We start from the raw sequence: 12,328 nt of genomic DNA on the forward strand, positions 1-12,328 counted from the left end.
GAGGAATCTGTCATGCTGACGATCTGGGGGCGGTTGAGCTCGATCAACGTCCAGAAGGTGGTCTGGGCCGCGGGCGAAGCCGGACAGGCTTTCGAGCGCATCGATGTCGGCGGGCCGTTCGGCGGGCTCGATACGCCCGAATTCGTGGCGATGAACCCGAACCGGCAGATTCCCGTGCTGCGCGATGGCGAGCTCGTCCTCTGGGAATCGAGCAGCATCCTGCGCTATCTCGCGGCCCGCTATGCCTCGGGCGTGCTCTGGGAGGAGGACCCGGCGCGGCGGGTGCTGGCCGATCGCTGGATCGACTGGATGCAGTCCGAGTTGCAGCCGGCGCTGGCGCCGGTGCTCTGGGGCGTGGTGCGCAAGGTCCCGGCCTTCACCGAGCCGAAGGTGATCGCCGAGGGCGTGGCCCGTGCCGAGGCGCTGATGGCCATCCTCGAGGCTCAATTGGCGGATCGGCCGTTCCTGGCAGGCGAGCGCTTCGGCATGGCCGATATCGCGGCGGGCTGTGGCGCGCATCGCTGGCTCAATATGCCGGTCGAGCGGATCGCGCGGCCGCAGGTCCAGCGCTGGTATGAAACGCTCTTCGCGAGACCGGCGGCGCAGGCCGCGTTGCCGTTGCCGATCGCGTGAGGTCGCAACGACCCGCTTGATCAATGCGTTGCCGCTGGCATGATGGTGGCATGAGCGCTTTTCGGACGATCCTGCTTCTGTGCAGCCTCGCTGCGACCGCGCCGGCGGTGGCACAGACCTCCCCGACTCTGCAAACCGATCTGGCGGCGCTCTCGGGCTGCCTGCGCGATGCGGGCTCCTCGCAATCAGCCTGCATCGGTACGGTGGCCGTCGCCTGCGTGCGTGCAGCCAGCAATGATCAACGCGGCGCCGAGGCAGCCTGCGCCCGGCGCGAGGAGGCGGCGTGGCGCGAGCGCCTGACGCTTGCCCTGCAAGTCACGGGACGCGGGCTCGATGGCGGCCAGCGCAGCCGGCTTGCCGCTTTGCAGCTCGCCTGGGAGAGCTATGTCACGCAGAAATGCGCCTTCTACGGCGCGACCCAGCGCGAGGCGCTGCAGGCCGGGCGGCAGGCCGGCTGCGAATTGCGGGAGGTCGCCGGCCGCGCGATCGAGCTCGCGAAGGCCCTGCCGCAGGCCGGCGGGCGACGCCCGCAATCGCCGCCGCAGATCATTCGCTGATCGCGCGCCGATCCCGGAAGGCGCTTTCGGGACGCCCCGGTTCAGAAAGCCGTCAGCATTTGCCGATAGGACTTGAGCGGTCTTCCCTCGGTCCGGGCCCACGATGTTCTTCGTTCTCTCAAAACTCGTCTGGTTCGTCCTGTCGCCGGTCAATCTTGCCATCCTGCTTGCGGGCCTCGCGGCGCTGCTCGCTTTCACGCGCTTCGCACGCCCGGCGCGCTGGATCGGCCTGATCTCGCTCACCGCGCTCGGCCTGATGGCGTTCAGCCCATTGCCGCGCGCCGTGCTGAGGCCGTTGGAGGACCGTTTCCCGCAGCAGGATGCCCGCAAGGGGCCGGTGACCGGCATCATCGTGCTCGGCGGCGCCGTCGGCATGTCGCGAGGCGATGTCGCCATGAACGCATCGGCGTCGCGCATGACCAAGGCGGTCGAGCTGGCGCGGCTGCATCCGCAGGCGAAGGTCGTCTTCACTGGCGGAGGCGTCAGTCTCACCTCGAACGTCGTCGTGACCGAAGCGGATGGGGCGAAGCTGCTATTCGAAGGGCTGGGACTCGAGCCCGCCCGGCTTATCCTTGAAGACAAGTCGCGCAACACGCGCGAGAACGCCATTTTCACGCGCAACCTCGTCGACCCCAAGCCCGGTGAGCGCTGGCTTCTGGTGACATCGGCCTGGCATATGCCGCGCTCGATCGGCGTGTTCCGCAAGGCCGGCTTCGCGGTCGAAGCCTTTCCGGTCGATTTCTGGTCGAGCGGGAAGGCCGGCGATTTCGTGCGGCCCTACGCCCGCGCGCCACGAGCGCTCGAAATCGCCGATAACGGCTTCAAGGAATGGGTCGGCCTCGTGGCGTACCGGCTTGCGGGCTATACCGACGAGCTCTTCCCGGCGCCGTAACTCAGGGCACAGCCACGGGCAGCACGAGCCGATAGACGCCGCGGAAATCGTCGGGATCGACCGGGCGGCCCTTGCGGGTGATGACGAGCCGGCCTTCCTTCATCAGCTTCACGGCGGCCCGTCGTACGGGCTGCATCAAAGGCCCCCAGCCGTCAGGATGGTCCCCGCCAAGGCGGCGGGCCACATCCATCGGCGAGATCGTCAGGCCCGCTTCGCGCTGCGCCAGCAGGTCGAGGATGGTGCTCTCGATCGCTTCGGGTTCGATGCTCATGGCCCACTCGGATAGGTGAAGACGCGGGCGGCGTCGGAGGCGTACTGGCGGCGATACATCGCGATCAGCACGGCACCGGTGAAGCCGATGAAGGTGACCGGCCCAAGGAACCAGCCGAGATAGGCCAGCGCGAAGAAGAAGGCGCGCTGGCCGCGGTTGAAATGCCGGCCGGCGGCGATGTTCATCTCGATCGTCTCGTACACGGCATGGGCCATCGCCTGCTCGTCCTTGCTGTCGAACGGTGGCAGGGCGCCGACCAGGATGACGCAGTAGTTGAACAGCCGGTAGGCCCAGGCGAACTTGAAGAAGGCATAGCCGAAGATGCCGACGAGCCCGATGATCTTCACCTCCCAGACGGAGCGCAGGGTCACCGGCACGAAGGGCAGGTCGCTGAAGATGGCCACGGCGCGGTCCGTGGCGTTCAGCAGGGCGAGCGTGCCGCCGATCGCAAGCAGCGAGGTCGAGGCGAAGAAGGCGGTGCCGTTCTGCAAACCGCCCATCACTTGCGTGTCGACGATCCGCACCTCGCGGCCCGCAGCCTCGCGGATCCAACGGGCGCGGCGCTGGTTCATCCGCATGTTCAGCGTCCGGGCGGCGTGCGGGCCGAGCTCGACGACATAGTGGTAGCCGATCCAGGAGGCGGCGAAGAACGCGAGCGCGATGACGTCCAGATTGCTGAAACCGAGCATGCTGCCGCTCTGCCATTTCGGGAGCCGGAGAGGCAAGCAGCTTGTGACGAAGCCGCGCGGGCGACAAGCCTGATGGCATTGACGCTGCACCGGCGAGCCGCCACGGTGCGGCCGGATTCGGGGAGGGCATTCGCCATGCCGCAGACCATCACCAAGGGCTACAAGGCGCTGGTCGCGGAGGCCGAGAGCCGGATCGAGACGCTCTCCGTCGAAGAGGCGCAGGCGCTGCATGGCAGCGACGCCGCGGTCTTCGTCGACCTGCGCGATCCCCGCGAGCTGGAGCGGGAAGGGCGGATGCCCGGCGCCTTCCATTGTCCGCGCGGCATGCTGGAATTCTGGATCGATCCGGAAAGCCCCTATGCCAAGCCGGTTTTCCAGCAGGATAAGCGCTTCGTCTTCTTCTGCGGCGGTGGCTGGCGCTCGGCGCTCGCTGCGCAGGCCGCGCAGGAGATGGGGCTGAGGCCGGTCGCTCATGTGGCTGGTGGGTTCTCAGCCTGGAAGAAGGCGGGCGCGCCGGTCGACATGACCGCCGGCGACAAGAAGGGCTGAGAGCGAATCTTGTCGCATATCATCATCGTTCTGCTGGTCGCGGCTTTCATCTTCCGCAAGCCGCTGGGCAAGCTGCTCGCGCGGCGCTGGCCCAATCACGCCAAACGCCAGCAGGTGCTGGGCACGATCATCGCGGCTTTCCTGCTGGTGATCGCGATCCGGCTCTTCGCGCTGTTCTGGTAAGCCGGCGTACAACTCTGCCTTGAATTGGGCGAAGACGCCTCGTGCAGCCATTGCATGGGAGGCGGGCTTGCGCGCTGCCCAACAATCAGGCATCTTCCTCCACCTTGGCTCCAACTCAAGAAAGGGAGGGCTGAATGAAACTTATCAACACCGCAGCCACTCCCATGCGACCAACCCGGCACTAGGTCGGTCTCGCACGAGGCCCGCCTCCGGGCAGTCTCCTGAGCCTTTTTCCAAACTTTGTCTTTCATTGCCGAAGCCGGCGCGCGTCGTCGTCTTCGCCTGATTTCGGAGTCGGCGGCCGTCCTGGCGCCGAATGACGCTATGTCTCACGATACTCAAACCGGGCGGCGCGAGCCGTTCCGGGCCGTTCTCGGCTTCACTTTCAAGCATTGGGCGCGCCAGCCCGGGCAGGTCGCCTGGGTTGCCGGCGTCACCATTGTCGCGACGCTCGCCGAGCTGTTCACGCCGGTCTATGCCGGTCGCCTCGTCGATGCGGTGTCGGGCGCTGCCGGCTCTGGCGGCGCTGAGGCGGCGCTGTGGGCGCTCGGCGCGATGATGGTGCTGGCCGCCATCATGGTGATCGGGCGGCATTTCGCCTTCACCGGCATCACCACGATGACGCTGCGCACGATGAGCGACGTCTCGCAGGAGGCCTTCGCGCGCCTGCAGCGCTTCTCGACCGACTGGCACGCGAACAATTTCGCGGGCTCGACGGTGCGCAAGATCACGCGCGGCATGTGGGCGCTCGACCTCTTGACCGACACGGTCCTGATCGCGCTCCTGCCGTCGCTCGTCATCCTGCTCGGCATGACGGCGGTGCTGGCCTGGCACTGGCCGGCGATGGGGCTCGTCGTGGCGCTCGGTGCTCTCGCCTATATCGGGCTGACGCTGGCGCTTTCGCTGCGCTTCGTCGCGCCGGCGGCGCGGCTTGGCAACGCCTGGGACACGCGTCTGGGCGGTTCGCTGGCCGATGCCATCACCTGCAACCCGGTGGTGAAGGCCTATGGCGGCGAGGCGCGCGAGGACCTGCGGCTGGCGACGGTTGTCTCCAAGTGGAGCCTCAGGACGCGGCGCGCCTGGATTCGCGGCACCTGGTCGGGCACCGGCCAGAACGTCGTGCTGCTGGTGCTGCGCGCGGCGGTGATCGGCCTCGTGATCTGGCTCTGGGCGAACGGGCAGGCTTCGCCCGGCGATGTCGCCTTCGTGCTGACGGCCTATGCGGTGGTGCATGGCTATTTGCGCGATGTCGGCCAGCACGTCCACAACCTGCAGCGCTCGGTCAACGACATGGAGGAGCTCGTCTGGATGCACGATCTTCCCTATGGCGTGCCGGACCGGAAGGGCGCGGTGGCGATGGGCGTGACCGCGGGCGAGATCGCCTTCGAGGACGTGACCTTCCATTACGGGGGCCATCACGATCCGCTCTACCGCGATTTCTCGCTGACCATCCGTGGCGGCGAGAAAGTCGGCCTCGTCGGCCGCTCGGGCTCCGGCAAGACGACCTTCGTCAAACTGGTGCAGCGGCTCTACGACGTGACCGGAGGCCGCATCGCGATCGACGGGCAGGATATCGCCGGCGTCACGCAGGCGTCCTTGCGCCAGCAGATCGCGATCGTGCAGCAGGAGCCGGTGCTGTTCCACCGCTCGCTGGCGGAGAACATCGCCTATGGCCGGCCGGGCGCGAGCCTGGCGCAGGTCGAGCAGGCGGCGAAGCTCGCCAATGCGCATGAGTTCATCATGCGCCTGCCCAAGGGCTACGCCACGCTCGTCGGCGAGCGCGGCATCAAGCTCTCGGGCGGCGAGCGCCAGCGTGTCGCGCTGGCCCGCGCCTTCCTGGCCGATGCGCCGATCCTGATCCTGGACGAGGCGACCTCGAGCCTCGACTCGGAATCGGAGGCGCTGATCCAGCAGGCGATCGAGCGCCTGATGGAGGGCCGCACGACGATCGTGATCGCGCATCGTCTCTCGACGGTGCGGGCCATGGACCGCATCCTGGTCTTCGATCGCGGCCGGGTGATCGAGGAGGGGCCGCACGAGGCCCTGCTGACCCGGCAGGACGGCGCCTATCGCGCGCTGTTCGAGAAGCAGGTCAGCGAGCTGGCGAAGGGGCTGGCGGCGTAAGGCTCGACTTGCCCCCTCTCCCCCTGTGGGAGAGGGATGGGGTGAGGGGTCTCGCGAGCTTGATCGTTAGCGTCGTTGCGCTGACGTTCGAGGTTGCGCGACCCCTCATCCGTCTCCGCTGCGCGGAGCCACCTTCTCCCGCAGGGGGAGAAGGGAGAGCGCGTCATTTCGGCGCGAGAGCCCTGGGCCTGACGCCTTTCACCGGGCCGGGCGGCAGCGGCGCGTTCGCATCCTGATTCAAGCCCTTCAGATCGAAATTCGGTTTCGTCAGAAAACGATTCAAGCCGGTGACGTAAGTCTCTGGCAGGCCGAAATGTTTTGCCCCGGTGATGACGGCTTCCATGTAGCCCGGCTTCGGCCGTCCGGGATCGCCGGAGCGGCCGATATAGATCAGCGCGCGCTTGGCGCCGCCCGGCACGATCACCGGCTGGCTGATCTTCACATAGAGCCCGCTGGCCAGTTCCTCGAACTTGTCGAGGACGCGCATGTCGCTGAGCGAGCAGTCCCAGAGCACGCCATGGACCTCCTCGCGGGGATCGCGGATCACCGAGGCGTAGCCGTCGCGCGTGACGATGAAGCGGTGACGCGGCAGGCGGGCCGGGCCGAGCGGGCGCGCCTTCGGGCAGCGCTCGGCCATCCCGACCGGGTCCATGTTGAGGCCGTAGGCGAAGTAAAGGGGCATGAGGCCCTCTAGCCTCACTTCGTCTTGTTGAACAGCTCCCGGCCGATCAGCATCCGCCGAATCTCGCTCGTTCCGGCGCCGATCTCGTAGAGCTTGGCGTCGCGCAGCAGGCGCCCAGTCGGGTAGTCGTTGATATAGCCGTTGCCGCCGAGGAGCTGGATCGCGTCGAGCGCGACCTGTGTCGCCTTCTCGGCCGCGATCAGGATGGCGCCGGCAGCGTCCTCGCGGGTGGTCTCGCCGCGGTCGCAGGCCTTGGCGACGGCATAGACATAGGCGCGGCAGGAATTCATCGCGACATACATGTCGGCGACCTTGCCCTGGACGAGCTGGAACTCGCCGATCGACTGGCCGAACTGCTTGCGCTCGTGGACATAGGGCATGACCACGTCGAGCGCCGCCTGCATGATGCCGAGCGGGCCAGCCGCCAGCACGACGCGCTCGTAGTCGAGGCCGGACATCAGCACGTTGACGCCGCGCCCGACCGTGCCGAGCACGTTCTCCTCCGGCACCTCGCAATCCTGGAAGACGAGCTCGCAGGTGTCGGAGCCGCGCATGCCGAGCTTGTCGAGCTTCTGGTGGGTCGAGAAGCCCTTCATGCCCTTCTCGATCAGGAAGGCGGTGATGCCGCGCGGCCCGGCTTCCGGATCGGTCTTGGCGTAGACCACCAGCGTCTCGGCGATCGGGCCGTTGGTGATCCACATCTTGTTGCCGTTGAGGACGTAGCGGTCGCCCTTCTTGTCGGCGCGGGTGCGCATCGAGACGACGTCCGAGCCCGAGCCCGGCTCGGACATGGCGAGCGCGCCGACATGCTCGCCCGAGATCAGCTTGGGCAGGTATTTCCGCTTCTGCGCCTCGTTGCCGTTGCGGCTGATCTGGTTGACGCAGAGATTCGAGTGGGCGCCGTAGGAGAGGCCGACCGAGGCGGAGGCGCGCGACACCTCCTCGACCGCGATGCAATGCTCGAGATAGCCTAGTCCGGTGCCGCCATACTCTTCCTCGACCGTCATGCCGTGCAGGCCGAGCGCGCCCATCTCGGGCCAGAGATCGCGCGGGAACTGGTTGGTCTTGTCGATCTCCTCGGCGCGCGGGGCGATCTTCTCCTGCGCGAAGGCATGGACCGTGTCGCGGATCGCGTCGGCGGTCTCGCCGAGGTCGAAATTGAACGGGCGCGGCGCGTTGGCGAGCATGATGTCCTCCCGGGTCGAACAGTTTTGCGCAGCCTGGATGCCGGCCGCTTTGCAGCAAGCTTACAGATCGGGAATGCCGGTGTCAGGCCGAGTGGAGCAGCGGGCGATGTGGGCGGTTTCGCACGGGTTGGAGCCTTCGAAGAGCCTGCCCCCTATGCAGTGCCCGGGCTTTACCCGCCTTGCCGGCCAGCGTAGCCGCAGGGCGCACCATGCCTGCCCGGAGTTTCCGCATGTCTCAGCCCTCGACCGTGTCGCCCATGTCCAATGGGGCCCTCCTTCTGCGCTTCATCGCCTTTCTCGTCGCGGGGGTGATCGTCCTCAACATCGCGATCATGGCGCTTGAATCCTATTTCAAGCAGTCACCGGGCAGCACGGGCGCGCTGGGCCTCATCCTGATCTGGAGCGCTGCTTCGTGGACAGGGCAGATCTGGTTCAGACGAGAGCAGGCCCGCCCGCCGTCCGGCCGCGCCTGGTCGGTCGCGCTGCTCTGCGCGCTCGCGACCTTCGTGCTGCAGGCCGTCTTCGTGCTCGTCGTCGCCGGATCGATGCCCGGCGGCTTCGCCAGCATCGCGCGCTATCGCAGCAGCGATCAGCTGCTCATCGCCGGGGCGGTTATCGGCATTTTCGTGCTGGAGTTCCTGCTCATCCGCGGCGCGATCTTCTGGGGCGCCAAGGCCGAGGAGAAGCGCACGCAGCAGCGGGCGGCGAAGGCTCAAGCTTGATCATCAAGTGTCCTCGCAAGCCAAGGCGGCGACCCGGTCATCGAGGATGTTGCAGGCTGTTCGCGCGCGGACTTAGGATAGCTCTCCCATATCCCAGGCGGGAGCGCGCCATGAACGGTCGGATCATCCTCGCAGCCGGTCTCGCGGTGGCTCTGGGGGGCGGCGCGCTGGCGCAGTTCAAGCCGGAAAGCGCCTATCGCGAGAGCCCGGCGGTGGCCGAGCGCTATCCCGACCCGCAGGTCGCGTTCACGACGCCGGCCTTCGCGCCGGGCAAGACCGATTTCACCGGCCAGGCCGAGATGATGGCCTTCGTGACGGCGCTGAAGGAGCGGGCGCCGCAGATGACGCTCTCGATCATCGCCAAGACGCAGGAAGGGCGCGACATGCCCGCGCTGGTGTTCTCGCGCCATGGCCTCGACACGATCGGCAAGGGCCAGCGGCCCGTCGTGATGCTGATCGGCCAGCAGCACGGCAACGAGCCGGCCGGCGGCGAGGCGATGCTCGTGCTGGCGGAGCGGCTTGGAGCGGGCACGCTTACGCCGCTGCTTGAGTCGATCGATGTCGTCATCATCCCGCGCGGCAATCCGGACGGGGCGGATCGCTACCGCCGGGCGCTGGCTAACGGTGTCGACCCCAATCGCGACCATACGCAATTGCGCACGCCGGAAATCCGGGCGATCGCCGAGTTGTTCACGCGCTACCGCCCCGACATCCTGCTCGATTGCCATGAATTCACCGTGGCCGGCCGCTGGGTCGAGAAGGTCGGCGGGATGGTCAAGGTCGACGGGATGATTCAGGCGGCGACGGTGCCGAATCTCGCGCCGGCCCTGAAGCAGATCCAGGACGATGTCGTGCTGCCGGCGCTGCGGACGGCCTTCGAGACGGCCGGCGTCACCTATGAGTGGTATCACACGACCGATGGCGCGAACCCGGCCTCGCCGGTGGCGATGGGCAGCATCGGCGCCGATACCGGCCGCAACATCGCCGGCCTGCGCAATGCGGTCAGCCTCCTGCTGGAAACGCGCGGCATCGGCATCGGCCGGGCACATCTGGGGCGGCGGGTGCAGGCCCATGTCATCGCCTCCGAAGCCGTGCTCAAGCTCGCGGCGCAGCGGCCGGGCGATATCCTCGCCGCGACCCGCAAGGCCGAGGCCGAGGTCGCTGCGATCAAGCCGGGAACGCCCTTCATCGTGACGGCGCGGCAAAAGGCGGAGCAGCGCACGCTGACCTTTATCGATCCGGCGACCGGGCAGGACCGGCCGGTCGAGGTGAAATGGCTGTCCTCGCTCGATATCGAGCCGGTGCTGATGCGGCCGCGCCCGGCGGGCTACGTGCTGCCGGCGAAGGCGGTTGAGGCGATCGAGGCGTTGCAGCGGCTGGGGCTCAAGACCGAGACGGTGACCAACGCCGCGACGGTACCGGGCGAGCGCTACCGGGTGGTCAAGGTCGAGATGGGCGCCAAGGAGGATGGGCGGGGCGACGATACCGGAGCGGGCCAGATCGTGAAGGGCAGCTATGCAGTCGAGGCGGCCTCGGTGCAGCTCGCGCCGGGCGATGTGTATATCGGCCTCGATCAGCCTCTCGCGGCCCTGCTGCCAGTGATGCTGGAGCCCGAGAGCCAGACCGGGCTTGCGGCAAACAAAGTGCTGCCGGTGGAGGCGGGTGGCGTGCTCGATGTCCTGCGCATCAGCGAGCGGCCGGGCGCGGCGCTGGCCAAGCCGTAAGTCTCAGCTCCCGATCACGCCCCGGCGCCGGAGCAGGACGAGGGTCAACAGCGCGGCGGCGAGGCAGGTCAGCGCCACGAAGACCGCGCCGGCCTCCGATTCGACCCAGGGCAGGCCCTTCACGTTGATGCCGAACAGGCCGGTGATGAAGGTCGCGGGCAGGAAGAGTGCCGTCAGCAGCGAGAGCACGTAGAGCTGCCGGTTGGTGCGGCTGGCCGAGCGGGCGGCGATCTCGTCCTGCAGCAACCTGGCGCGATCCTGCACAGACTGGACATCGTGATGCAGGCCGTCGACGCGCTGGAGCAGTCGCGTCGCCGCAGCCTTCACGGCATCGGGCGCGCTGCGGCCGGACTGGGTCTCGGCGAAGCGGCGGAACAGGACATGCAGGCCGCTGAGCTGGCGATGCAGGCGCACCGCGGTGCGCCGGACCGCGCCGACGCGCTGCGGGCCGTCATGCAGGCGGTCGAGCAGGATATGGTCCTCGACGCTGTCGGTCTCGTCGACGAGGCGCACGACCGCGTCGGTCACGTCGTCGATGATGTATTCGATGATCTGCTCGAACAGCCCAGCCGGGCTTGCGGCCGGCTCGCCGCGATCGAGCGCCTCGGCGGTCATGCGGATCGAATGCAGCGCCTCGCGCCGCCCGGTCAGCAGGAAGCTCTCGCCGATGATCCAGCGCAGCGCGCCGACATCCTCGGATTTGTCGGCGATGTCGCGGATCAGGTCGTGCGAGACGCCCCAGGCGAGATTGGCGGAGTGGTCGAGCCGCTGGTGCGGCTCATGCGAGAGGAAGGCTTCCTGCGTCGCATCCGGCAGGTCCTGTTCGGCGACCCAGCTCTGCGCGCGGGTATGGACGAGATCGAGATGGAGCCAGACGAAGCCCACGGCGGGGGTGAGATCCGGCATCTCGTCGCGCGGGATGCGGGTGGGCTCTCCGTCCGCGTCGAAGCGATAGGCCCAGATGATGCCGGATTGGGATTGGAGATCGCTGAGCATGCCGGGCTTCCGCTGTCGCCACGGACCTCTCCGGCGGCGCGGCGCCTAAGGGCGCCGCGGATATGACGGCGGCATGACAGCCGGCAAAGCTGTCTTTAGTCGCGGCCGATCGAGCCGGTCACGTCGGCTCGGCGGTTATCGGCGGTGCGGGCGTTGGGAATCCGGCCGGGCGGGGCGAATTTCAGCCTGGTGCCGCCGGCATCCTGCGGCGCGCGCAGGCCGGCCGGAGTCGGGGGCGGTGTGCGCTGCGCGACCTTCGGCTCGCCACCGTGCCATTTGCGCGTGCCGATGTCGAAGCGGCCCTGGCGCCAGGCCTCGAACTCGCGCTCGCTGCCGAAGAAGGCGTTGCGGTCGACATCCCCGGTGATGCCCGGCACGCGGCCGGTGGTGGTGAACTGCCAGAATTCCCAGCGGTCGCGCTCATAGCGCTTCGCCAGCGGCGCCGCCGTCGAGCGCAGCCAGAACGGGTGGTCGTTGAGCTCGCCCTCCAGCACGTCCTCGTGGAAATTGATGTCGGTATAGATCACCGGCTTCTTGCCGGTATGCTCGCGCAGGCCCTTCAGCATCTCGTTGATCTTGGCCATGGCTAGCTCTTTCGAGATCTTGCGGGTGCATTGCGAGTCGTTCTGCCATTCGACATCGAGCACCGGCGGCAGCGCATCGGGATCGCGCGGGATGTGCTTCTTGATCCAGCGCACCTGATCCTTGGCGGGACGGCACCACCAGACGAAATGATAGGCGCCACGGGCGACGCCGTGCTTCTTCGCCTCGGCCCAGTTGCGCTTGAAATTGGGATCGAGATGGTCGCCGCCCTCGGTCGCCTTGATGAAGGCGAAGCGCGTGCCGGCATCCTTGACGCGGGCCCAGTCGATCTCGCCCTGCCAGCGGGAGACGTCGATGCCCTGGATCACCTTGCGCCGCGCATCGCGGACGCCGTGATGGGGCGAGCTGTCGCCCTTCTTCGGATAGAGCGCCTGCGCCGGCTCGACGAGACCTATCATCAGGGCCATGAGGGCGAGGGCTTTCAGCCCGATCCGTCCGCCGGTCAGCTTGCGCGCTGGCATGTGTTTCTCCTGCATCACAGGTCCAGATGCGAGGAGCGTGGTTAAGCGCCGGTTA

14 protein-coding genes are annotated in these 12,328 nt (G+C 67.6%); 8 read left to right on the top strand and 6 right to left on the bottom strand.

The window, feature by feature from the left end:
• The first annotated feature begins 12 nt into the window (after window positions 1-12).
• From AC07NY_RS19305 to AC07NY_RS19315, 3 genes are all read left to right on the top strand, one after another.
• Window positions 13-633, top strand: coding sequence for a glutathione S-transferase family protein (locus AC07NY_RS19305; protein ID WP_494585157.1), 621 nt, complete (start codon window positions 13-15; stop codon window positions 631-633).
• A 50-nt stretch (window positions 634-683) separates the two neighbouring features.
• On the top strand, window positions 684-1,190 hold the full coding sequence (locus AC07NY_RS19310) for a lysozyme inhibitor LprI family protein (protein WP_492286590.1): 507 nt from the start codon (window positions 684-686) through the stop codon (window positions 1,188-1,190).
• A gap of 103 nt (window positions 1,191-1,293) precedes the next feature.
• The gene (locus AC07NY_RS19315; protein WP_494585158.1) at window positions 1,294-2,082 is read left to right on the top strand and encodes a YdcF family protein; all 789 of its coding nucleotides are present in this window, start codon (window positions 1,294-1,296) and stop codon (window positions 2,080-2,082) included.
• A gap of 1 nt (window position 2,083) precedes the next feature.
• Here the strand turns inward: AC07NY_RS19315 and AC07NY_RS19320 are convergent, their stop codons facing one another.
• Window positions 2,084-2,353 (bottom strand): DUF3253 domain-containing protein, encoded by a 270-nt coding sequence (locus AC07NY_RS19320; protein ID WP_494585159.1) that lies wholly within the window; start codon window positions 2,351-2,353, stop codon window positions 2,084-2,086.
• Window positions 2,350-3,042 carry a DUF599 domain-containing protein gene (locus AC07NY_RS19325; RefSeq protein ID WP_494585160.1) on the bottom strand — a complete coding sequence of 231 codons (693 nt, stop codon included), beginning with the start codon at window positions 3,040-3,042 and terminating at the stop codon, window positions 2,350-2,352. The genes AC07NY_RS19320 and AC07NY_RS19325 overlap by 4 nt, the downstream gene beginning before the upstream one ends.
• Window positions 3,043-3,177: 135 nt before the next feature.
• Between AC07NY_RS19325 and AC07NY_RS19330 the strand changes: the two genes are divergently transcribed.
• From AC07NY_RS19330 to AC07NY_RS19340, 3 genes are all read left to right on the top strand, one after another.
• Complete coding sequence (locus AC07NY_RS19330) at window positions 3,178-3,591, top strand: rhodanese-like domain-containing protein (RefSeq protein WP_494585161.1); 414 nt, start codon at window positions 3,178-3,180, stop codon at window positions 3,589-3,591.
• A gap of 9 nt (window positions 3,592-3,600) precedes the next feature.
• On the top strand, window positions 3,601-3,774 hold the full coding sequence (locus tag AC07NY_RS19335; protein ID WP_494585162.1) for a hypothetical protein: 174 nt from the start codon (window positions 3,601-3,603) through the stop codon (window positions 3,772-3,774).
• Window positions 3,775-4,098: 324 nt separating this feature from the next.
• Window positions 4,099-5,898 (top strand): ABC transporter ATP-binding protein, encoded by a 1,800-nt coding sequence (locus AC07NY_RS19340; RefSeq protein WP_494585163.1) that lies wholly within the window; start codon window positions 4,099-4,101, stop codon window positions 5,896-5,898.
• A gap of 163 nt (window positions 5,899-6,061) precedes the next feature.
• Here AC07NY_RS19340 and AC07NY_RS19345 read toward each other — a convergent pair whose 3' ends face one another.
• Entirely contained in the window at window positions 6,062-6,580 is a 519-nt protein-coding gene (locus AC07NY_RS19345) for a gamma-glutamylcyclotransferase family protein (protein ID WP_494585164.1), read from the bottom strand.
• A gap of 14 nt (window positions 6,581-6,594) precedes the next feature.
• Window positions 6,595-7,767 carry an isovaleryl-CoA dehydrogenase gene (locus AC07NY_RS19350; RefSeq protein WP_306223973.1) on the bottom strand — a complete coding sequence of 391 codons (1,173 nt, stop codon included), beginning with the start codon at window positions 7,765-7,767 and terminating at the stop codon, window positions 6,595-6,597.
• A gap of 230 nt (window positions 7,768-7,997) precedes the next feature.
• Here AC07NY_RS19350 and AC07NY_RS19355 point away from each other — a divergent pair, with 230 nt between their 5' ends.
• A complete protein-coding gene (locus tag AC07NY_RS19355; RefSeq protein ID WP_494585165.1) occupies window positions 7,998-8,489 on the top strand; it encodes an ABZJ_00895 family protein in 492 nt (163 codons plus the stop codon).
• A 110-nt stretch (window positions 8,490-8,599) separates the two neighbouring features.
• Window positions 8,600-10,213 carry a M14 family metallopeptidase gene (locus tag AC07NY_RS19360; RefSeq protein WP_494585166.1) on the top strand — a complete coding sequence of 538 codons (1,614 nt, stop codon included), beginning with the start codon at window positions 8,600-8,602 and terminating at the stop codon, window positions 10,211-10,213.
• 3 nt (window positions 10,214-10,216) lie between these two features.
• On the opposite strand, the gene AC07NY_RS19365 is transcribed toward AC07NY_RS19360, so the two are convergent.
• A complete protein-coding gene (locus AC07NY_RS19365; RefSeq protein WP_494585167.1) occupies window positions 10,217-11,209 on the bottom strand; it encodes a CorA family divalent cation transporter in 993 nt (330 codons plus the stop codon).
• Between the two features lie 95 nt (window positions 11,210-11,304).
• The gene (locus AC07NY_RS19370; RefSeq protein WP_494585168.1) at window positions 11,305-12,273 is read right to left on the bottom strand and encodes a glycoside hydrolase family 25 protein; all 969 of its coding nucleotides are present in this window, start codon (window positions 12,271-12,273) and stop codon (window positions 11,305-11,307) included.
• Between the last annotated feature and the right edge of the window lie 55 nt (window positions 12,274-12,328).

Source organism: Allobosea sp. GW821-FHT09G06 (genome assembly GCF_059416005.1).